21 protein-coding genes are annotated in these 22,519 nt (G+C 45.3%); 11 read left to right on the top strand and 10 right to left on the bottom strand.

Translation table 11 applies throughout. The features are described from left to right. Positions 1-79 precede the first annotated feature (79 nt). Positions 80-1,270, top strand: coding sequence for a tryptophan synthase subunit beta (gene trpB, locus A142_RS13060; protein ID WP_019821123.1), 1,191 nt, complete (start codon positions 80-82; stop codon positions 1,268-1,270). Further along, positions 1,270-2,076, top strand: coding sequence for a tryptophan synthase subunit alpha (trpA, locus tag A142_RS13055; protein WP_019821121.1), 807 nt, complete (start codon positions 1,270-1,272; stop codon positions 2,074-2,076). Before trpB ends, trpA begins: the two co-directional genes overlap by 1 nt. Before the next feature lie 97 nt (positions 2,077-2,173). Here trpA and A142_RS13050 read toward each other — a convergent pair whose 3' ends face one another. Further along, the gene (locus tag A142_RS13050) at positions 2,174-2,971 is read right to left on the bottom strand and encodes a slipin family protein (RefSeq protein WP_019821120.1); all 798 of its coding nucleotides are present in this window, start codon (positions 2,969-2,971) and stop codon (positions 2,174-2,176) included. 69 nt (positions 2,972-3,040) lie between these two features. After that, a complete protein-coding gene (locus A142_RS13045) occupies positions 3,041-4,447 on the bottom strand; it encodes an NfeD family protein (RefSeq protein ID WP_019821118.1) in 1,407 nt (468 codons plus the stop codon). 410 nt (positions 4,448-4,857) lie between these two features. Between A142_RS13045 and A142_RS13040 the strand changes: the two genes are divergently transcribed. Next, positions 4,858-6,177 carry a dicarboxylate/amino acid:cation symporter gene (locus A142_RS13040; RefSeq protein ID WP_019821116.1) on the top strand — a complete coding sequence of 440 codons (1,320 nt, stop codon included), beginning with the start codon at positions 4,858-4,860 and terminating at the stop codon, positions 6,175-6,177. 121 nt (positions 6,178-6,298) lie between these two features. Here the strand turns inward: A142_RS13040 and A142_RS13035 are convergent, their stop codons facing one another. Continuing rightward, positions 6,299-7,072: an ABC transporter substrate-binding protein gene (locus tag A142_RS13035; RefSeq protein WP_019821114.1), complete on the bottom strand. Its 774-nt coding sequence runs from the start codon at positions 7,070-7,072 to the stop codon at positions 6,299-6,301. A 10-nt stretch (positions 7,073-7,082) separates the two neighbouring features. Beyond that, a complete protein-coding gene (gene hisC, locus A142_RS13030; RefSeq protein ID WP_019821112.1) occupies positions 7,083-8,225 on the bottom strand; it encodes a histidinol-phosphate transaminase in 1,143 nt (380 codons plus the stop codon). A gap of 181 nt (positions 8,226-8,406) precedes the next feature. Here hisC and A142_RS13025 point away from each other — a divergent pair, with 181 nt between their 5' ends. The 6 genes from A142_RS13025 (at position 8,407) to A142_RS13000 (ending at position 12,004) form a co-directional block, all read left to right on the top strand. After that, complete coding sequence (locus A142_RS13025; RefSeq protein ID WP_019821110.1) at positions 8,407-9,294, top strand: LysR substrate-binding domain-containing protein; 888 nt, start codon at positions 8,407-8,409, stop codon at positions 9,292-9,294. A gap of 285 nt (positions 9,295-9,579) precedes the next feature. After that, positions 9,580-9,828, top strand: coding sequence for a hypothetical protein (locus tag A142_RS13020; protein ID WP_017069991.1), 249 nt, complete (start codon positions 9,580-9,582; stop codon positions 9,826-9,828). A 133-nt stretch (positions 9,829-9,961) separates the two neighbouring features. Continuing rightward, a complete protein-coding gene (locus A142_RS13015) occupies positions 9,962-10,528 on the top strand; it encodes a septation protein A (RefSeq protein ID WP_019821107.1) in 567 nt (188 codons plus the stop codon). 188 nt (positions 10,529-10,716) lie between these two features. Beyond that, entirely contained in the window at positions 10,717-11,115 is a 399-nt protein-coding gene (gene yciA, locus A142_RS13010) for an acyl-CoA thioester hydrolase YciA (protein WP_017061510.1), read from the top strand. A 195-nt stretch (positions 11,116-11,310) separates the two neighbouring features. Next, positions 11,311-11,607 carry a YciI family protein gene (locus tag A142_RS13005; protein WP_004741234.1) on the top strand — a complete coding sequence of 99 codons (297 nt, stop codon included), beginning with the start codon at positions 11,311-11,313 and terminating at the stop codon, positions 11,605-11,607. A 1-nt stretch (position 11,608) separates the two neighbouring features. After that, positions 11,609-12,004: a GspS/AspS pilotin family protein gene (locus tag A142_RS13000; RefSeq protein ID WP_017062026.1), complete on the top strand. Its 396-nt coding sequence runs from the start codon at positions 11,609-11,611 to the stop codon at positions 12,002-12,004. A gap of 83 nt (positions 12,005-12,087) precedes the next feature. Here the strand turns inward: A142_RS13000 and metE are convergent, their stop codons facing one another. Then, the gene (metE, locus tag A142_RS12995) at positions 12,088-14,433 is read right to left on the bottom strand and encodes a 5-methyltetrahydropteroyltriglutamate--homocysteine S-methyltransferase (protein WP_019821103.1); all 2,346 of its coding nucleotides are present in this window, start codon (positions 14,431-14,433) and stop codon (positions 12,088-12,090) included. Positions 14,434-14,713: 280 nt separating this feature from the next. On the opposite strand from metE, the gene A142_RS12990 reads away from it, so the two are divergent. Then, entirely contained in the window at positions 14,714-15,625 is a 912-nt protein-coding gene (locus tag A142_RS12990) for a LysR substrate-binding domain-containing protein (RefSeq protein WP_019821102.1), read from the top strand. Between the two features lie 139 nt (positions 15,626-15,764). On the opposite strand, the gene A142_RS12985 is transcribed toward A142_RS12990, so the two are convergent. Continuing rightward, positions 15,765-15,965: a DUF4250 domain-containing protein gene (locus tag A142_RS12985; protein WP_004736508.1), complete on the bottom strand. Its 201-nt coding sequence runs from the start codon at positions 15,963-15,965 to the stop codon at positions 15,765-15,767. Between the two features lie 132 nt (positions 15,966-16,097). Continuing rightward, complete coding sequence (locus A142_RS12980; protein ID WP_017069996.1) at positions 16,098-16,778, bottom strand: hypothetical protein; 681 nt, start codon at positions 16,776-16,778, stop codon at positions 16,098-16,100. A 237-nt stretch (positions 16,779-17,015) separates the two neighbouring features. On the opposite strand from A142_RS12980, the gene A142_RS12975 reads away from it, so the two are divergent. Beyond that, positions 17,016-19,418, top strand: coding sequence for a YgiQ family radical SAM protein (locus A142_RS12975; protein WP_019821101.1), 2,403 nt, complete (start codon positions 17,016-17,018; stop codon positions 19,416-19,418). Positions 19,419-19,503: 85 nt separating this feature from the next. Here A142_RS12975 and A142_RS12970 read toward each other — a convergent pair whose 3' ends face one another. The 3 genes from A142_RS12970 to A142_RS12960 are packed head-to-tail and all read right to left on the bottom strand — an operon-like array spanning position 19,504 to position 22,458. Further along, the gene (locus A142_RS12970; RefSeq protein WP_019821100.1) at positions 19,504-19,968 is read right to left on the bottom strand and encodes a GtrA family protein; all 465 of its coding nucleotides are present in this window, start codon (positions 19,966-19,968) and stop codon (positions 19,504-19,506) included. Beyond that, the gene (locus A142_RS12965) at positions 19,955-21,442 is read right to left on the bottom strand and encodes an ArnT family glycosyltransferase (RefSeq protein ID WP_019821098.1); all 1,488 of its coding nucleotides are present in this window, start codon (positions 21,440-21,442) and stop codon (positions 19,955-19,957) included. The genes A142_RS12970 and A142_RS12965 overlap by 14 nt, the downstream gene beginning before the upstream one ends. Further along, positions 21,439-22,458 carry a glycosyltransferase family 2 protein gene (locus tag A142_RS12960; RefSeq protein ID WP_019821096.1) on the bottom strand — a complete coding sequence of 340 codons (1,020 nt, stop codon included), beginning with the start codon at positions 22,456-22,458 and terminating at the stop codon, positions 21,439-21,441. Before A142_RS12960 ends, A142_RS12965 begins: the two co-directional genes overlap by 4 nt. Between the last annotated feature and the right edge of the window lie 61 nt (positions 22,459-22,519).

Genomic DNA, 22,519 nt, shown 5'->3' with positions numbered 1-22,519 from the left:
GCTTTGCCTTTTGCGAAGCTCAAACAAGATTAAATGACTTGGTGTGAATACACATCAGTAGAATTGAAGGAATAACACAATGGCTAAACTCGATGCCTACTTTGGTGAATACGGTGGTCAATACGTACCGCAGATCCTAGTGCCAGCACTAGACCAACTTGAACAAGCATTTATCGATGCACAAGCCGATCCTGAGTTCCGCAGCGAATTCATGACGCTTCTTCAAGAGTACGCTGGTCGTCCAACGGCGCTAACGCTCGCACGCAACCTGACAAAAGGTACGAAAACCAAACTGTACCTAAAGCGTGAAGATCTCCTTCACGGCGGTGCTCACAAGACAAACCAAGTACTTGGTCAAGCATTGCTAGCAAAACGTATGGGCAAGCAGGAAGTCATCGCTGAAACTGGCGCAGGCCAACACGGTGTGGCAACAGCTCTAGCTTGTGCTCTATTAGGTCTTAAGTGTCGTGTTTACATGGGTGCAAAAGACGTTGAACGTCAAAGCCCGAACGTGTTCCGTATGAAGCTAATGGGCGCAGAGGTTATCCCTGTTCATTCTGGCTCTTCAACGCTAAAAGATGCGTGTAACGAAGCACTACGTGACTGGTCTGCAACTTATGAAGACGCTCACTACCTATTGGGTACTGCAGCAGGTCCTCACCCATTCCCAACGATTGTTCGTGATTTCCAACGCATGATTGGTGAAGAAACTAAGAACCAAATTCTAGCTCGTGAAGGTCGCCTTCCTGATGCGGTTATCGCTTGTGTCGGCGGTGGTTCAAACGCTATCGGTATGTTCGCAGATTTCATTGAAGAAGAGTCTGTACGCCTAATCGGTGTAGAGCCTGCTGGTAAAGGTATTGATACCGACCAACACGGCGCGCCACTTAAGCACGGTAAAACGGGTATCTTCTTCGGTATGAAAGCACCACTGATGCAAGATGAGAACGGCCAAGTAGAAGAGTCTTACTCTGTTTCTGCAGGTCTAGATTTCCCATCAGTTGGTCCTCAACACGCGCACCTAAATGCCATTGGCCGTGCTGAATACGACAACGTGACCGATGACGAAGCGCTAGAAGCGTTCCAATTGATTGCACGTAAAGAAGGTATTATCGCAGCGCTAGAGTCATCTCATGCTTTGGCTCATGCTGTTAAAATGGCTCATGACGACCCAGAGAAAGAACAGCTATTAGTCGTTAACTTATCTGGTCGTGGTGACAAAGACATTTTCTCTGTACACGACATTCTTAAAGAGAAAGGAGCATTATAATGGATCGCTATCAATCACTCTTCACTCGCTTAGCTGAAAAGAATCAGGGCGCATTTGTACCATTCGTAACGGTTGGCGATCCTAACCCTGAACAGTCTCTTAAGATCATGGAAACTTTGATTGAAGCGGGTGCAGATGCACTTGAGCTTGGTATCCCATTCTCAGATCCGCTTGCAGATGGCCCAACAATCCAAGGCGCAAACATTCGTGCTTTAGATTCTAAAGTAACGCCAGATGTGTGTTTTGATCTTATTGGTCAAATTCGCGCTAAATACCCAGAGCTACCAATCGGCCTACTGATGTACGCAAACTTGGTTTACGCACGTGGTATAGAAAATTTTTACGAACGCTGCGCAAAAGCAGGCATCGATTCAGTATTGATTGCTGATGTACCAACCAACGAGAGTGGCGAGTTTGTTGCTGCAACTAAGAAGTTTGGTGTTCACCCAATCTTTATTGCTCCACCAACAGCAAGCGATGAAACACTTCAATCAGTTTCTGAGCTAGGTGGCGGTTACACATACCTACTTTCTCGCTCAGGCGTAACGGGTGCAGAAACCAAGGCAAACATGCCTGTGACTGCCCTACTTGATCGTTTGAACAAGTTTGATGCGCCACCAGCACTACTTGGTTTCGGTATCTCTGCTCCTGAACAAGTGAAAGAAGCGATTGTAGCTGGCGCTGCTGGTGCTATCTCTGGCTCAGCGGTTGTGAAAATCATTGAAAATAACGTTGAACAACCAGAAGCAATGCTTAAAGCTCTTGCTGAGTTTGTTACGCCAATGAAAGCGGCAACGCAGAAGTAACAGTTAGAATCATTGGTCGTTAATTCGAACCAATGATTCACATATTAGAAGGCTCCACAACTGTGGAGCCTTTTTTATTGCTTTTCATTTGAGCCAATCACTCATCGGCTTTCATCGCTTTCTTGATTGCAGCCTCATTGAGTGTCGCTTTGATCGGGTCGGTTATCTTCTCCACTAGATCGATTGGCATTGGGAAGATGATGGTGGAGGTTCTTTCGTTCGCTACCTCGGTTAGCGTTTGCATATATCGCAATTGAATGGCGTTAGGCGCTTTGTTCAGCACTTCTGCGGCTTCTCTTAGCTTAGTGGATGCCTCTAGCTCACCTGTTGCATGTATCACCTTAGCTCGACGAGAACGCTCTGCCTCTGCTTGTTTAGCAAGCGCTCGTACCATACTGTCATCAAGGTCGACATGCTTAATCTCAACATTAGCAATCTTAATCCCCCAGTTATCGGTGTGTTGATCCAGTATCGATTGCAAATCTCTATTGAGCTCTTCTCGCTCAGACAACAGCTCATCCAACTCATGTTGACCTAGAACAGAACGTAACGTTGTTTGTGAAAGTTGGCTGGTGGCCTCAAGATAGTTCTCAACGTTGTTGATCGCCATTTTCGGATCGAGCACTCGAAAATAGACCACAGCATTAACCTTCACAGACACATTATCTCTGGTGATCAAATCTTGTGTTGGAACATCCAAAACGATAGTTCGTAGATCCACTCGCACAATTTGTTGAATGAAAGGAATGATGATAATCAACCCCGGCCCTTTAACGCCATAAAAGCGCCCAAGGAAGAACACCACTGCCCGCTCGTACTCGCGCAGAACTCTGAACATGCTGGCTATCAACAAGATAACGAGCACGATGACAATACCTATAGTGTGTATAAACATAACCGCCCCCTAATGGTAACGATGCTTAAGCAATAATTAAGTCAATCAAGTGTATCCCTGTATTCCGCGCTAACTGGGGCTCGGTGGTATCTCATCGGGCAACGCCTCAACATCCAACAGCAACCCAGTCAGTTTGGTCACTCTGATAAGCTGCCCCGCTTGCAGTTCACTGGCGCATTGAGCTTGCCAAATTTCACCTTCAACTAGCACTCGGCCAGCACCTGGGAAACCGCTGACAACTTTACCTGTCTCACCAACCACCGCTTCCATCCCTGTAGTCACAGGCTTGTTTCTCACTCGGACTAACATAGAGATAGTTACGACAATAAAGGCAACAGAGAACAAACTGATCCCGATAATTAACGGCAATGCGATTTGATAACCCGGCACTTCGGTATCCATCAGCATGATTGAACCGAGCGTAAACGCAGCAACTCCGCCCAAACCAAAAATACCAAAACTCGGGCTAAAGGCCTCTGCGACCATTAAGGCTATTCCCAACAGGATTAAGGCAAGGCCGGCATAACTCACCGGCAGCATTTGTAAGGAGTACATCGCTAATAACAAACAGATACCGCCCAATACACCCGGTAAGCCGACCCCTGGGTTATAGAACTCCAGCAACAAGCCATAGATGCCAATGAGCATGAGGATGTAAGCGACGTTTGGATTAGTAATCACCGAAAGTAAACTAAAGCGCCAGTCTTGTTCACGCTCAACAAACGCCACATCACTAAGTTGAACTTCCTGATTGATACCGTTGATGGTGATGGTGCGTCCGTTGCTCAGCTCAACCAATTGCTGAAGGTCGCTAGCAATAAAATCGATCACGTTAAGTGTGAGCGCGTTCTCTGAGTCCAAACTCGCCGCTTCTCTTACCGCCTTTTCAGCCCACTCTTCATTGCGATTGTGTAGCTTAGCCAAACTAACAATGTAGGCTGCAGCATCGTTGATGACTTTCTTCTCCATCGCAGTGGTAGCTTTTACTTGGTCTGAATTCTCTTGTTTTGTTTCGTCTTGCTCACTTGCTAACGTATTGTCATCTTTATTGGCATCGTCTTGAGGAGATAGCGGATTAGTCGGTGCTTTACCACCGCCAAGAGAGACAGGCGTGGCGGACCCCAAATTGGTTCCGGGCGCCATAGAGGCGATATGGCTAGCAAGTAAAATATAGGTTCCGGCGCTCGCTGCTCGTGAGCCCGCAGGCCCAACCCAAGTAGCTACTGGAATCGGTGACGTGGTGATGGATCGAATAATGTCACGCATCGACGAATCTAACCCGCCAGGCGTGTTCATTTTCAAAATAATGAGCTTTGCTTGCTCATCGTGAGCTTGTTCTATTTCTCTAGTGAGGTAATCACTGGTCGCCGGACCTATCCCTCCGTTCACCTCAATCACCCAGACATCATCGGCCTGAGCAAACACTGAGCTGAGCAACAGAAGAAACGCAAACAAGTACTTTAATATAAAAGTCATAGCCCCTCTCCTTACAACTGAGATGCTAGATAGACGTTTTATTTAAAGCGCAGAGGTAACATCTTGGTAATAAATAGATACCTTAAGCATAGTTCAGGCTAAATTTCACACAACACGTACCTGTGGATTTACCCCAACACAAACGCTCAAAAAACACTCGCAAATGAAATCAAAATGTTAATGGGACGTTTTCAACACCAACGATTGTAAATCATTCACAAAACCTCCAGCGAAAAAGCTTTTATAAATTCAACAAATAACATCGCTATAAAAAACCAAGGCAAACGATTGCATTGTTGTGCAAAATCAACAAATGACATTAGACCACCTGTTTTTCAGAGACTTTCACCTCTGCTCATATTGATAAATGTAAAGGATACGTGTAAAACTCGTCGCGAAATATTAATCCAATGGTACATCGTACATTGGTGAGTAGTTCTGGGATTTTTATATTTAGTAGCACAGAGGTTATGGAAGTGTTAAAAGAAAAGAGTTTACTAAGCAACATCGGCGTTCAAGTCGTTATTGCAATGATCGTCGGTACTGTAGTTGGTGCGATGATGGGTGACAGCGCAACTATGTTCGCTCCACTGGGTGCTATCTTCATCAACTTGATCAAGATGTTGGTTATCCCTCTAGTCGCAGTTGCACTGATTTCAGGTGCTGCTGGTTTAGGCAACAGTTCATCTGCAGGTAAAGTCGGCGTAACTACATTGGGTTACTTTGCACTAACGTCTGCACTTGCTGTAGCGCTAGCGCTAGTAATGGGTGAAGTATTCGAACCGGGTCGTGGTATCGATGTTTCTGGCGTAGAAGGCATGTTCTCTTCTGAATACGCTGCGAAAGGCGAACTTCCAACGTTCTGGGCAACCATCACTGGCATGATCCCTACCAACGTTTTCCAATCATTGAATGAAGCAAACATTCTGCAAATTCTCGTTTTCTGCTTATTCTTCGGTATTGCGATTTCTAAACAAGCGAAAGAAAAACGTGATCCTATCATCAATGGCGTAAACGCGATTGTTGACGCTATGGTTTGGATGATCAACAAGGTTATGATCATTGCACCACTTGGCGTATTCGGCCTAATGGCAGAAGCAGTTGGTACATTCGGTTTTGGCGCACTTATGGTTGTGTTCAAACTGTTCGTTGTTTACATCGCTGCGATCCTGATCTTCGGTTTTGTTGCTTACCCACTGATGATTCAGATCTTCACTAAGACTTCAGCTAAGAAGTTCCTAGTGGCAATGAAGAAGCCTCAAGCGGTTGCACTATCAACAGCCTCTTCAATGGCGACACTGCCAGTAACAATGGAAACGGTAGAGAAAGAACTTGGCGTTCGCAACTCTACGGCTTCATTCGTTCTGCCACTTGGTGCGACGATCAACATGTCTGGTAATGCAATTTACTACGGCCTAGTTGCTATCTTCTTCGCACAGCTGTTCAACATCGACCTGTCTATGGGTGCTTACGTTGCTATCATCGTAACGTCGACGCTAGGCGCAGTTGGTCAAGCAGGTGTTCCAGGTCCTTCTTTCCTAGTGGTTGCGGTTCTTCTAGCAGCTGGTATACCTATTGAAGGTCTACCTCTGTTGTTTGCTCTAGACCGTATCTTCGACATGATCCGTACTGCTCTGAACATCACTGGTGATGCAGCATGTGCAGTCATCGTTGATTCTCTAATCGAAGACGAAGCGAAAGAAGCTGAGCTACAAAAACAGCAAGCGTAATATTAAGCGCTAAGTTGGTGGTGACTTGAATTGACACCACCAGCATAAACTAGAAAATCCGAGAGCCTTACAGCCCTCGGATTTTTGTTTTTGGTGTTCTAATTTTTAGGCGTTAGACGAATTACAAATCAGCCCCGTAGATATCAAACGTGAAGTACTTAGCGGCGATCTTGTCGTAAGTACCGTTCGCTCTGATCTCTTCAATCGCGGCATTGAATTGTTTCGCCAGTTTTGAATCCTGCTTTCTTAACGCTAGTGCCGTGCCTTCGCCAATGTAGGCTTTGTCGGTCACTGCTTTGCCTTTGAATTCAAAACCCTCACCTTCTTTCTTGTCTAAGAAAGCCAATGACAGCTGATCTGAGTTGCCGAAGGTTAGATCTAGACGACCGTTTTGCAGATCCAGATACACCTCATCTTGGCCGGTATAACGCTTAATATTTGCGACATCCCCAAACTTGTCTGTTACGTAGCGATCGTGAATCGTTCCTTGCTGTACTCCAATAGTTTTACCATCGAGGCCTTGCTTATCAATATCAAACTTTGCACTTTTGGCAGCAACAAATACGGCTGGTGTTTGGTAATACTTATCGGTGAACAAAATCTTGCGCTTACGCTCTTCGGTAATACGCATTGAAGCCATGATCACATCTGACTTTCTTGCCAGCAAACTTGGAATTAGCGAGTCCCAACTTTGTGAAACCCAAGTACAATCGAGTTTGGCTTGCTCACACAAGGCATCAGCTATCTCAATGTCAAACCCGACAGGCACACCATCACTGTTTTTGTAGTTGAATGGCGGATAGGTAAAGTCTGACGCCAAACGGATTTCTTTCGCCTGTACCGTTGTACCAAGTAAAGCGGCCGCACAAGCGAGTCCTAGTATTATCTTTTTCATCATTGCCATCCTAGATATGATTTTTATCGAGTTGAGATTGAGTTTCTTTATGTTGAGATTGTTGAACTTGTTTACTTTGTTGATTCTTTTCTAATTCGGTTTGGTAACGTGTAAATGACGTTATCACTTCGAGCATGCTCTCTTGGCTACCAATACTGATTCGTACACAGTTACGCAAAGCAGGTTCGTGGTTTTGATTCCTTGTCACAATGCCATCCTTCGCCAATACACTGAACACTTGATGCCCAGGTTTTTGACGCAGCAAAATAAAGTTCGTCGATGAAGGGTAAACAGACTCGATGAAATCAAACTGCGTTAACTCACAAGCAAACCAGTTACGTAGTTCGACCAGCTTTTGTGTGGCGTCTTGCATCACTGAGACTCGTTCATCAGACAAAGCGTCTAACACGATTTGCGATGAGCAATCCGGCATCGGATAAGGTGGAATCAGCTTCGCAACATACTGCATCACATTTTGACTCGCTAAGATAAAACCACAACGAACCGCAGCCAGTCCAAACGCCTTAGACAAGGTGCGAATTACTACCAAATGCGGATAACGCTCAATAAGGCTCACCGCTGACGTTTGTGGTTCAAACTCGATATACGCTTCATCGACTACCACTAGAGATTTTCCAATCGTGCCTTCCAGTACCTGAATCAAATCCGATTTAGGAATCACATTACCCGTTGGGTTGTTTGGTGAGCAAAGAAACACGATATTCGCCAGCTCTGCCTTATTCACGATATCAGCGACGTTCAGGCTGAAATCTTGCTGCAATGGAGAGTCCAAGGTATTAATCGCCAATGCATCGGCGCAAAACTCATACATCGCATACGTGGGTGAACAGATAAGTATGTTGTCGCTTGCCGGTTTACAGAATGTTCTGATCAGCAAATCAATCGCTTCATCGGCGCCACGAACGGCAACAGTCGCAGCATCAGTGCCACAGTAATCTTGGTAAGCCTTAGCAATATCTTGTGGTAAGAAGTCTGGGTATCGGTTGTGACTTACTTCTCCTTGAAACAGCGAGCTTTCCAATTCATTGGCGTTTAGCCAGACACGTCCATCACCGCCAATTCTTCTTGCTGATTGATAAGGTATTAATTTTTTTACAGCCTGAGGTACTAAACTATCGATAAAAGATGTCAAGAAGCTATCCCTTTCACAAAATCACAATGTCTTCACCACTGCCTTCATATTCAAAAAATGTGACTTATACACATATTGAATCACAAATGATGATTAAGTATTTACATTCAAACAGAACACTATTGATAAATGAATCGAAATAATCACATAATAGCCATGATAAAAAGTCATAGGTAAAGATATGAATCGCACACTTCCTTCAACTAAAACCTTGCTCGCGTTCTTGTCGACGGCAAGGCATCTCAACTTTACGCGAGCGGCACATGAGCTCAATGTTACGCAAGGTGCAGTAAGTCGTCAGATATTGTCGTTTGAAGAAAGCCTTGGCTGTGATCTCTTCTATCGCCATGCTCGAGGATTGTCTTTAACGCCGAAAGGAGAAGAACTGGTTCCCCTGATACAAGGAACGATTCATCAACTGCAATCGGCTCTCAATCAAGTCGCAAGTTCTCCCTCTAAGATCAAACTCAACGCACCGAGCTGTATTACCTCTTGGTTACTACCTAAGTTGATGTCTTTTCAGCAAGCCTATCCCGAAATTGATGTCGAACTCACGTCGACCATCAAGCACGTCTTCGAACCAAGCTTTGATCCGTTTGACGCCGTAATTACCTATGGTAAGAAGCCAAACCAACAATCGATTGTCAGCCAATTATTGTTTAACGAGCAGCTAGCGCCCGTTTGCCAAGCACAAAGCATTACGCAGAACCATCTTGTCAACGACGCGTCGACCATCATCAAGCCACACAAGCTTGCCCAATACACTTGGCTACACGCCAACAACGAGCAAAGTGATTGGCGACTTTGGTTAGAACACATAGGCAGCCACGACCTTTCAAGCAAGAACAACCAACAATTCGCGACACTCGATCAAGCGATGAACGCCGCCATTCAAGGGTTTGGTATTGCCATTGGCGACATCACGCTGGCCAAGCAAGATATTGATTTGGGTAGATTGGTGAAAGTGAGCGAAGGCAGTGTCTTCTCTGGAAATGGTTACTTCTTGCTGCAACCCAAGAATCGACAAAATACATCCTTATCTACGCTGGTTGATTGGCTGGTCGATTAGCGGCATCACCGTTGAAAGGCTCACACTATAAGCGGTAGTAGAGCGTCATAATGAGAATTTTACCGTTCTCAAAATGAAACTATTTGAGGTCTGTTTCGTATTGATTGTCAGAGAATAGAACGTACCTTCCTTTAACTATTTGAAAAGAAGTTCAATTCTATTTAGTCGGGTATTTATTCTGTTCAGTTGGAGAAAATGGCATTCGAATTGCTTTGTCATAGATAACCCAACCAATATACAGCAGGTTGCAACAGTTTCACTGCAGCTTGTCACGGAGGATAGGCTATGACCTTACAAAGACATACGTATTACGGCTTGATTCACCATGGAATTAAAACATTATTAATGGACAGAATTGGCCACTTCACAGAACGTGAATATCACGAGTATCTCGACTTAACGACCGGTAAATCGACGTGTTTTGCCATGAGCGAACAAGAACTCGAAAACACCTTAGACAGCTTGAAAAGCGAAGGTTACCTTGAAGACATCAAGAAGCTGATACCTCGCTACCAAACCTCGTCAATGCGATAAACTGTTAAAACTCGTAAAACACGATGAGCGGTTAGATTGAATTAATTGGCACCCAATTGTCTCGGGCTATTTAGCATCGAGACAGTTTTCGTTAGACTGTCATCAACTCAACTAACTGGATAGTCAGTGTCTCATGAAACAAATTCTTGATTTCATTCCTCTCATTATTTTCTTTGCGCTTTATAAGATGTACGACATCTATACCGCGACCGGTGCTTTGATCGTTGCCTCTGCAGTTCAAATTATTATGACGTACTTCATCTACAAGAAAGTCGAAAAAATGCAGGTCATCACCTTTCTAATGGTTGCCGTATTTGGTGGCATGACCATCTTCTTGCACGATGACAACTTCATTAAATGGAAAGTCACCATCGTTTACGCACTGTTTGCTATTGGTCTGACGGTCAGTCACATCATGGGCAAATCAGCGATTAAAGGTATGTTAGGCAAAGAGATCACACTGCCTGATTCGGTATGGGGCAAGATCAACTGGGCATGGACTCTATTCTTTACTCTATGTGCCGTTCTCAACGTTTACGTTGCTTTCAGCCTACCGTTGGATGTTTGGGTTAACTTCAAAGTGTTTGGTTTGCTCATCGCTACCTTGCTCTTCACTTTACTTACGGGTGTATACATCTATAAGCATCTACCAAAAGACCAGCAAAAAGAGTTAACGGATAATAATACCGACGAGAAATAGCCCTTAGGGATGAGTCCTCATACCCTATTTGATACAATTATTATCAATATGCGATTGGCCAATGATACTCGCGATCATTGGCCACTGATTATTTGTGTTCGGTGAAGACGTTAAAAATTCGACCACCGCGAGTCTCGTAAACACATCTATTTTTATATAAAACAATCAATACCATTAAGAGTACGACAATGACTATTCAATCAACTTTGAACCCGATTGGTTCTTTACTTCTTCGCACATTAGCGATGCCTTCTGATACAAATGCAGCGGGCCAGATTTTCGGTGGTTGGATAATGTCTCAGCTTGACCTTGCTGGCGGCATACTGGCAAAAGAGATCTCTAACGGCAAGATAGTCACGGTTTCAGTATCGAGTATCGAGTTCAAACAGCCGGTTTCTGTGGGTGATGTTGTGTGCGTTTATGGTGACTGCACTAAGATTGGTCGCAGCTCGATGAATATCGACCTAGAGGTATGGGTTAAGCCTGTACTTGACCACGGTATTGGTGACCGCTACAAGGTATGTGGCGCGACATTCAACTACGTTGCGGTTGATGAAAGTGGGAAGCCTCGCCCAATCAACAAATAACACCATATATTAAGCGTGTGGCATCGATGGTCTTTAGTTTTTATAAATGAAATTGCTAAAGACCATACAACTCTCTCGCACCAATTCACAATTTCTTATCATTAGCCCTTCCAATACCAATTAGTTCGCGTAAATTAGCAAGATAGCGAATTTAAACGCCCCAAATTTAGTGAAGTAAAATAAGGATATCTCAATATGTGGTACGTGATTTTTTCTCAAGACGTCGAAAATTCATTAGAAAAACGCCTAAGTGTTCGCCCACAACATCTAGAACGCCTACAAACACTTCACGATGAAGGCCGACTGTTAACAGCGGGTCCAATGCCAGCTATTGACTCAGATAACCCTGGCGAAGCGGGCTTTACAGGTTCAACTGTGATTGCTGAATTTAACTCTTTGGAAGATGCACAAGCATGGGCAGACGCTGACCCGTACATTGATGCTGGCGTTTACCAAAATGTGATTGTAAAACCATTCAAAAAAGTATTTTAACGTGAAAAAATGGATTATTGGCTCACTGGCTTTAGCTCTGCTTGCAGGCTGTGCTTCAAGTGAGCAAGACGAACAAAGACAGCTAGAGATGATGGCGCAGCACCGAGCTGGCGTTTTATCTGCAGGCCTGCCGATTGAGTATGGCCCACTGTCGGTCATGCGCGTGCTAGCAAAAAACACGGTTATCGAAATCATGATGATCTACAACCAAGATGCAAAAGGTGCTAAGCCTTTAAACCAAGTTGTAGACATGAGTGTGAATAGCTACTGCACCAACTCTGAAGTGAGAGCAAACCTCGATATGGGCTTGGCTTACAACATCAAGATTCGCAACACTCGCGGACAACTGATGGTTGAGAAGTTGATCAGCAAAGAGACGTGTCAGAGCAGCAGCTAGATTCGACCGAGCAAGTATAAAACCAGAAGGCCTCGCATTTGCGAGGCCTTTGTTTTATGAAGCAATCTAAATCCTAGACTGAATTATGCCTCGGTTGATTCCCACTCTTTGCGCAGTGCCTTAGTCGCCGAAACTAAATTAGTCAGCGCCGCTTCCGTCTCTGCCCAATTACGCGTCTTCAGCCCGCAATCAGGGTTTGCCCACAAACGTTCTGCTGGAATTTTCTCTGCCGCTTTCTTAAGTAAATCAACAATCCACTCTTCTGAAGGAATGTTTGGTGAGTGAATATCGTAAACACCAGGTCCAATCGCATTCGGGTAGTTGAACTCTTCAAATGCTTTCAGCAGTTCCATGTTCGAGCGAGAAGTCTCAATAGTAATCACATCGGCATCTAGCGCGGCTACTGAATCAATGATCTCGTTGAACTCGCTGTAACACATATGGGTATGGATTTGAGTTTCAGGTTTCGCACTCGCCGCTGAGATCTTAAAGGCATCAACCGCCCACTCTAGGTATTCTGCGTGGTCGCGCTTTTTCAGTGGCAAACCTTCACGAATCGCTGGTTCATCGATTTGGATAATGTTGATGCCCGCGTCTTGCAAATCAGACACTTCATCTCGCAGAGCAAACGCCAGTTGATTAGTGATCTCTTTACGTGAGATGTCTTCACGTGGGAATGTCCAACATAAGATAGTGACTGGGCCTGTCAGCATCCCTTTCATCTGCTTCGAGGTCAGAGATTGGGCATAGGTCGACCATTCCACCGTCATTGGTTTTTCTCGTTCAATATCCGCGACCACAATCGCCGGCTTCACGCAGCGTGAGCCATAGCTTTGTACCCAACCAAACTTAGTGGTTTGAAAGCCTGCTAGGTTTTCTGCGAAGTACTCCACCATGTCGTTACGTTCAGCTTCGCCATGAACAAGCACATCCAAATCCAGTGCTTCTTGACGTTTAACGGCATCCGCAATATGGCCTTTCAATGCAGTGTTATATTCCGCTTCACTGAGTTTGCCAGTGCGGTAAGCGCTACGTTGAACACGGATCTCGCCTGTCTGTGGGAACGAACCAATGGTTGTAGTTGGCAGTAACGGTAAACCCAACACCTCAGACTGGTGCGCGGCACGTTCTGCGTATGGAGCAGTGCGCTCTGCTAGCGCTTTAGTAATCGTGCTAAGACGAGCTTGAACTTGCGGCTTGTTCACATGAGTCGCGCTCTTGCGTGCAACAATCGGTTGGCTGTAAGTCTCACACGCTAAAATGGCATTTTGGTCGCCGTCTAACGCCGCACCCAATAAGCTCACCTCTGTCACTTTCTGTTTTGCAAAGGCAAACCAACTCTTCACTTCTTCACTAAGCGTCTCTTCTAACTCAAGGTCAACCGGGCTATGCAGCAGTGAACATGAACTTGCGACCCATAGTTTATCGCCTAGCTTGTCTTTCACAGGTTGCAGCAACTCAAGCTGCGCGGCTAAGTCGGCTCGCCAAACATTGCGTCCATTGATTGCACCCGCAGAAAGCACCCAATCTTCAGGTAGCTTATTCACCACTTCATCGAGTTGCTGCGGCGCAGCAGCTAAGTCGATGTGTAAGCCGTTGACGGGCAGTTCTACAATTTTGTCTAACGTATCAGTCACAGAATCAAAGTACGTGGTAAGGAGTAGCTTCACATCACCTTGAATCACCTGATAAGCCAATTTGAATGAATCTGCCCACTTAGTTTCAAGTTCCAGAGAAAGGATAGGTTCATCGATTTGAACCCACTCAACACCCAACTTGGCCAGTTTTGCCAGAATTGCTTGGTAAGCGGTAAGCAAACGTGGGAGCAAGGTTAAACGGTCAAAGCCCTCTTCCACTTCTTTGCCGAGATATAAGTAAGACAGCGGGCCGAGAAGAACTGGCTTCACTTTATGCCCCGCTTTAATCGCTTCACTCACTTCGTCAAACAGTTGCGGCCAGCTCACTTCAAACGAATCATCTTTACTGAACTCAGGAACAATGTAGTGATAGTTTGTATTGAACCACTTGGTCATGTCAGATGCTGCGGTACCATCTTTGGCACTTTCTGGACCATGTTTCCCGCCACAACAGGTTGGCTGCTTTTGAGATTGCCCGCGACCAACGCGGAACAAGGTATCTAAATCTGGGAAGGCTTTTTCATCTTCTGATCCACCAGCGTGACGCTTAGGTACATGGCCTAGAAGTAACGTCGTTGTTAGAACATGGTCGTACCATGCGAAGTCACCCGCAGTTGCAAAGCTTAGATTCGCGTCGGCTTGTACATTCCAGTTACGATTTCTCAATTCGCTGCCGAGCTGCTTGAGCTCAGATTGACCAATCTCGCCGCGCCAGTACTTCTCTAGTGTGAATTTAAGTTCGCGTTTTTCGCCGATACGTGGGTAGCCAAGAATATGCGTTGTTGTCGTCATGAGTCTGTTCCTTATTCGATAATTTTAATTTCCGGTCAGACTGCCTGTCATGGTTTTTACTTTTACAAAAAGGCGTCTGGATGGCTAAACTATCCACCTAATCTGAACGATGAACAACGTCCAAATATTCATCTTGTTTATTACAAATATTCATATTGAACAGACCGAAGATGAACAAACCAAATCCATCTGGACATCTAGACGTTTACAAATGATAAAAAACCCCGTAGGGTGATTATTAAGAAATATTGAATTGGCTTAGGGAATATGAGGAATACTCATGATAGAGCTTAAACACCTTCGAACATTGACTACCTTAAGAGACAACGGCTCACTGACAGCGACTGCAACCTCTCTTCACCTGACTCAGTCGGCACTTTCACACCAATTGAAAGACCTAGAGGCACGTATTGGTGGTCAGCTTTTCCTGCGTAAAACTAGGCCAGTGAAATTCACCTCTGAGGGTGAGATCTTGCTTAAGCTCGCAGATGAGATACAGCCAAGAATCGCTAAAGCAGAGAATGAGTTGGCGAGCCTGAAAGAGGATGTGAATGGTCGATTGCACATGGCGATTGAGTGTCACTCATGCTTCCAATGGCTAATGCCCGCTTTGAAGGAATATCAAGTTGCATGGCCAAGCGTGACCCTAGATTTCTCGTCAGGTTTTGGTTTTGAACCGCTACCGGCATTAATGGCTGGTGAATTGGACTTGGTGATCACCTCAGATATACAGCCTCGTTCTGAAGTTCACTACGAACCGCTGTTCGATTTTGAGATGCGCCTTATCACCGCGATCAACTCGCCTTTGGCCGATAAAGCGAGCATTGATCCGCAAGATCTTAGCGATCTCACCATGCTCTCATATCCAGTTCAAAAACAGCGTTTAGACGTCGTGAAACACTTTTTGCAACCAGCAGGTGTGGAACCAAAGAAATGGAAACAAGCAGACAACACCTTGATGTTGGTGCAAATGGTATCAGCGGGTTTAGGTGTGGCGGCATTGCCAAACTGGGCGATCAGTGAGTTCTCAAGACAAGGTTTGATAGCCAGCAAGCCGTTAGGTAAAGGGCTTTCAAGAAGACTGTTTGCCGCAGTAAGAAACTCAGAAAAAGACAAACGTTACCTACAGGCTTTCTTTAGCACAGCAAGACAGCAGAGTAAGAGTCACTTAGATGGTATAGAGGTCGTTTAAGAGGTTCATTATTGGACTAGCTTAAGCCTGTATTAAATCGGATAGGCAAACGCCAGAAACAAAAAAAGTCACAGATAATCTGTGACTTTTTAGTTTCAGTACCGATGATTTTCGATATCTGTTAATTCGCGAAAATAGACTATCTTGGATAAGACTTAAACTGGTTAGTCAATGGGTCGTATTGATAGCCAAGCATATCCAGCTTACCCACGACACTTTCTATATCCATTTCATACATACTGATCAGCTCTTCAAAGCTATCGCACTCTAGGCGAAGTTTTTCATTCACGATTCCCAGCAAGATAATGCTATCGAAACCTTTGACGTTGCTTAAATCCATCTCGTACTCCTTACGAACACACCGACTAGAATTAAGTTTAGAACGCTTACCAACGCCATGCTAAAAAACTGATCACACTTCTTAAAGAGAATACGTGATTAATGAGCGTACGTAATTAATGAAAGTGCGCGATTAAAGTGCCCACACTGGCGTTAAACCCACAGCTGCCGCCAATAACATCAGTAACGAAATTGTCAGTTGCAGTTTTTCCGGGGTTTTAACGAACAATAAATGCCAACACCAAACCACGATAGCGGAGATTAACAAAGCAAAGCTGAACAGTAGCGTTGAAATCACAGGCTCTAATTGAGCTTCAGAAAGAGAATAAACACTCACGACTGTCGCCAAAACCACTAACATACCCGTCAGCACACCAACAACGGGCAGAACTCGGTGAAATGCCTGTAAGCGTGTTCTTGCAATCGTCAGCAATAAATGGCCAAACGCTGAGCCTAACAGTGCCACTAGCAATACAGTAGTGATAATGCCAACAGTAGTTGCTTGTTCCGTCGCTTGAATAGCCACGTAAGACAATGCCAAACCACAAGCTAAGTACATCACCCAAATAGGGCCAGAATCGCGTGTCTTCTTGGTTTGGACTTGAGAATAGAAGTAAAAGATCGCAAACACGACCAGAAAGGCTTCAATTTTTACTGAAGCGACGGCAAGCCACAGCACGCCAATCGCAGGTAACATCTTGTGGATACGACCACGCTGCCCCGGACAAATATCCCCTTTCACCAAGATGAGGGTTAAGATCAGTTGGGCTCCTAAAAGCATCGGAGCAAATTGTACTAATAACGTTTCGACCATTGTGGATCTACTTCTTCAGACTTATTTTCGCGAATAATATCAAAAACTGCTGCGAACACTAATCAAAATCACAAATTAGCGACGTTATTCAAGGCTTCAACTATGCTGTTGTATGGCTCTTTTGTCGCCATTTACCGTAAAAAGACGAAAGACACCAGAACTAACAGGGGCATGTTCTACTGGCTAGTCTAGGCTCATGCCGCTATAATTCCCGCCTCAAAAATCAGAGGTTGAAATATGTACAGCGATATCACTCCTATTCACGAACACAAAAAATACTGGGCCGAGTGCTACGGAACTGCACCCTTTTTGCCTACCAGTAGAAAGGAGATGGATGCTCTTGGATGGGATAGCTGTGACATTATTATTGTAACTGGTGACGCGTATGTCGATCACCCGAGCTTTGGTATGGCTATCATCGGCCGTCTGCTTGAAGCTCAAGGTTTCCGCGTGGGCATTATTGCTCAACCAAAGTGGGACAATAAAGATGCCTTCATGAAGCTAGGTAAACCTAACTTATTCTTCGGCATCACAGCGGGTAACATGGACTCCATGATCAACCGCTACACCTCTGATCGCAAATTACGTCACGATGATGCTTACACACCGAACAATGAAGGTGGCAAGCGTCCTGACCGTGCAACTCTGGTTTACTCTCAACGCTGTCGTGAAGCTTACAAAGGCACGCCAATCGTGCTTGGTGGTATTGAAGCGAGCTTACGTCGTGTGGCTCACTACGACTACTGGTCAGATAAAGTTCGTCGCTCTGTATTATTTGATGCAAAAGCTGACATTCTTCTTTTTGGTAACGCTGAGCGTGCACTGGTTGAAGTGGCACACCGCATCGCCGACGGCGAAGACATGTCTACGCTGACCAATATTCGCGGTACTGCTATCAATCTTCCTGCGGCCCCTGAAGGCTTCAAGATCATTGACTCTTCTCGTATCGAAAAGCCGAACAAAGCGTACGTTCCGGTGAACCCGTACGAAGTTGAAACCCAGTGTGATACCAAGAAAGACGAAAAAGAAGAAGTAAAAGCGCAACCTATTACTATTCGTCCTTCTCGTCACGATGCAAAAACTACAGCGGTTCGTATCCCAGGTTACGAAAAGCTAAACAATGACCGTATTCTTTACGCTCACGCTAGCCGTATTCTGCACCTTGAGACAAACCCGTACTCAGGTCGAGCTCTGATCCAACGTCACGGCGATCGCGAACTTTGGGTTAACCAAGCGCCAATTCCATTGACTACAGAAGAGATGGACTACGTGTTTGGCCTTGCTTACAAGCGTGTTCCGCACCCGATGTACGGCAAAGCGAAAATCCCAGCATACGACATGATCAAAACCTCGGTTAACATCATGCGTGGTTGTTTTGGTGGTTGTTCTTTCTGTTCAATCACAGAGCATGAAGGTCGTATCATTCAGAACCGTTCGAAAGAATCTATCTTGGATGAGATCGAAGACATTAAAGATAAAGTACCAGGCTTCACAGGTACTATTTCTGACTTGGGCGGCCCAACGGCGAACATGTACCGTTTAGGTTGTTCAGATCCAAAAGCTGAAATTAACTGTCGTCGTCCATCATGTGTGTTCCCGAAAATCTGTGAAAAGCTAAACACAGACCATCAACACACCATTGACCTGTACCGCTCTGCGAGAAAAGTACCGGGCGTTAAGAAGATCATGATCGCTTCTGGTGTACGTTACGACTTAGCGATTGAATCTCCAGAATACGTTCGTGAGCTTGTGACTCACCACGTTGGTGGTTACTTGAAGATTGCTCCAGAGCATACTGAAAAAGGCCCACTGGACCTGATGATGAAGCCGGGCATGGGCACTTACGATCGTTTCAAAGAGATGTTCGAGAAGTACAGCGCTGAAGCCGGTAAGAAACAGTATCTAATTCCTTACTTCATCTCTGCTCACCCGGGCACAGAAGATGAAGACATGCTTAACCTTGCAATGTGGCTGAAAAAGCACAACTACGAGTGTGACCAAGTACAGAACTTCTACCCATCACCAATGTGTAACGCAACGTCGATGTACTACTCAGAGACCAACCCTCTGAAACGCGTGAAATATAAGAAGCGTGAAGATGTTCCTGTACCGAAAGGTGATCGTCAACGTCGTCTGCATAAAGCACTGCTTCGTTACCACGATCCTGAAAACTGGAAAATCATCCGTGAAGCACTAATCAGCATGGGTAAACAGCACCTAATTGGTGACAAAGCAAACTGCCTAGTACCAGCAGAAGATTTTGATGCGCAAACGCCGGCACAACGTCGTAAGTCTGGTCGTCACGGTTCACAGCGTTTTGCAACGAAGCACAGCAAATCTCAACCGGGTTTAGGCGGCGAGAAACCACGTAACCATTCCAAATCCGGTAGCAATAAGCCTGGTGGTAAAAAACCGAATGGTAACGGCAACGGTAGCCAAGGCAATGCTAACCAAGGTAGCGGAAAGCAAAACGGTGGCGGTAATGGCAACGCTCGTAAACCAGCAACTGGCTTCATTAAAAAAGGCCCTGGTGGTCAATCACAAGGCAATGGTGGCGGAAACCGCAACAAAGCCGGTAATGGTCAAGGTGGTAAACCTGCAGGTAACGGAAAGAATCGCCAGCGCGCAACACAGCGTTAATATAGCGACCCCATTTACTTGGTTATCATAAAAATACAAAGCGCAGCTATTTAGCTGCGCTTTTTTGTGTCTGCTACTAGGGAGCTTAACGGGTGAAGACCCAATACTGACTAAACAAATAGTTAGTGACCATTCCCACCAAAATACCAACGGCCATTGCGATAAACACAGCCCCAGTAAATGCAGGCAGCAATTCCGTCATCAGCTTAAAGCACAACAAATTAGGAATCGCCGATATCGATGCGGAAAACATGAATTTCTGCCACTGGATCAACTTTTCGGACCAACTCCCCTGACCTTTGAATCCAAAAGTCAGCACGCGATTACCAAACCACGTTGTCGTTGCAGCAGCAATGAACGAACCTATTCTCGCCGTCATTAAAGGCAAACCAGCAATGTAATGCAGAAAGCCAAATACCGCACAATCAACAACAAATCCACCAGCACCAACCACAGCAAATCGAACCACCCTGTGATGGGATTGGAGCTTTTGACTGTGTGCCTGAAGCTTATTATTGAACATTTGCAGCCCTAAGTTAATGCTGAACATCACTTTCACTTCGAATGTGGCTCAACGACAAATTTGGTTTGATGTTTTGGCTATGACAGCTGAACAAAGCACGCTTTATTTTCACCGTTGGTTCCAAAATACAAGTTAACGCGTTGTCTTTAATCTTGGTTTCCACTTCAGATCTTTTACCAATCAGATAGAACTTATCAATGCCCTCTATCTGCTCGATATCGAGAAGTCTTTTCGCTTGACCATGACTGTAAAATTGCCCAGAGAATGGTCGTTTACCCACGTAAAAGCTTGGCGAAGAATCCGTAATCTGTTCGAAAATAATACGGTCACTTTTCTCGTTCGCCTTGCCGAGATTCAGGTAGACCATCGCAATCATTAGCAACACAGGCAGAACCAAAGCCACGCTCGAGAACCACTTCTTATCTTTTTCCACTACGAGTATAGCAATCAACAAGCCAAGAGCCGGAATACCTGGTAGGACGTAAGCTGGGAGAATATTGCCCGCCATAGTGAAAAGAATCAGAGGTGAAATCAACCAACAGACAAGAAATGAAAACAGCCCACTATTCTCAGTATTAATTTCTGCAATTTTCTTACGGCGGACAAACGCTAATATAGGCAAAACAATTGACCAAGGCGCAGCGGCTTGAATCCAGAACACCCAGATCATACCTCGTGCTTGGTCGTGAGCAGAACCGTACAGATCACCTTCCCAGCCACTCACAACAAAACGCTTAAAGTGTTCGCCAACAATAAAGTAGTCGATGAAGCCCGGCGTTGCCATTTCAGCCATGATGTACCAAGGTAGAGCAATCGCTAACATCACACCTAAACCAGACAAAAATGGGAAACGTTGCCAAAGCGCTTTGAAAGCACCAAAGAAGCCGTGTTGTAATACCAACCAAGGGAAAACTGCGATACCCATGATGACAATCGCTACTGGCCCTTTTGCCAGCAAGCCTAGTGCTAAACCAATGAAACCAACATAGCCCCAAGATCGATTAGTCTTCGCATTAACTTCTCCCTTCGAACCCTCTCCTCCTAACCAACATAGATAGAAACCTAACATGGCAATGGTCATCGCTAACGTTAACGCCATGTCGGTCATCACAGCACCCGCCGCAATAGAGAAAATCCCACATGTCGCCAATACCACAGCCGCCACCAAGGCACTTTGTCCGGTACGCTTGGCCATGTACGCAACCAACAGAATCGTCGCGAAACCGGCTAGCCAGTGTGGCGCACGCACAGCAAACTCACTCAAACCAAACAGCTCAATCCCCGCTGCGCTCATCCATGTGAACAACGGTGGTTTACCCCAAAAAGGGATGCCGTAATCAAATTGAGGGGTTAACCAATTGCCGGTTTCTACCATCAAGCGAGCCATTTCACCGTAGCGTGCTTCCGTAGTATCCATTAACGGATAAGTCGCCAGAGATAGAAGCCTTAGAACCAATGCAAAAGCCAACAAATACCATAGGTGCGTTCGGTTCAGGCTCATGCTGACTCCTCTAATTTAAAGTGTGTTTTTAATGCAGGGGTATCAACCACGGATTGGATCAAATACAAAGGACGGTTCTTGGTTTCAATGAAAATACGACCTATGTATTCCCCCATTAAACCAATACTCAAAAGTTGAATGCCGCCAAGGGCAAGTTGAACGACCATCATTGATGGGTAACCCGTGATCGGCTCACCAAACATCAAGGTTTTAAACACGATGAAGACGCCATACACAAAAGCAGTAAGCGCGACTAAACCACCAACGGCCGTCGCAATACGCAGCGGGCGGATAGAGAATGAGGTGATGCCATCCATCGCCAAACCGATTAACTTGAGGTAGTTCCACTTGGTCTCGCCACAGAAGCGAGCATCACGTTTAAATTGGATCGTCGCTTGTCTGAAACCCGGCCATGAGAAAATGCCTTTCATGTAGCGATTACGTTCAGGCAGTTGGTTGATATGGTCGACAACCTCTCGGCTTAACAATCGGAAATCACCTACATTTTCTGGAACATCGATTTTCGCAGCCACGTTCATGACTTTATAAAAGCTCGCCGCTGAAAACTTCTTAAACCACGTTTCACCGTCGCGCTGGCTACGCTGCATATTGACGACGTCATAACCTTCGCGCCACTTAGCAATCATTTGCGGGATAAGCTCAGGTGGATCTTGTAAGTCAGCGTCTAGCAAAATCACCGCTTGTCCCCGACAGTGCTCAAGGCCTGCGCTCATCGCTGATTCTTTGCCGAAATTACGGCTTAAACCGATAACAGAAATTGAGCTATTGATTGAAGTGAATGAGCTCACCAACTCCAAGCTGCTGTCTTTGCTACCGTCGTCGACATAAACGATTTCACTCTTGATGGGTAAGCTATCAAGCACCTTGGTAAGGCGAGAGTGGAACTCTTCCAATACCTCTTGTTCATCATAAAAAGGCACAATGATAGACAGAGAAACCGCAGGGTTGATCTGCGATGTGGAGACTTTAGGGCGGCTTATATGAAGTTCAGACATAATACGTTCTTCTATTTTTTTAATCTGAATCCAATCTACCCTCCCATAAGTGAAAGTTATG

The organism is Vibrio splendidus 12E03 (assembly GCF_000272105.2).
In the GTDB taxonomy this organism is placed as follows: domain Bacteria; phylum Pseudomonadota; class Gammaproteobacteria; order Enterobacterales; family Vibrionaceae; genus Vibrio; species Vibrio splendidus_I.
The sequence above is the reverse complement of the archived record's forward strand: the minus strand, read 5'-3'. Positions and strand labels throughout refer to the sequence as shown.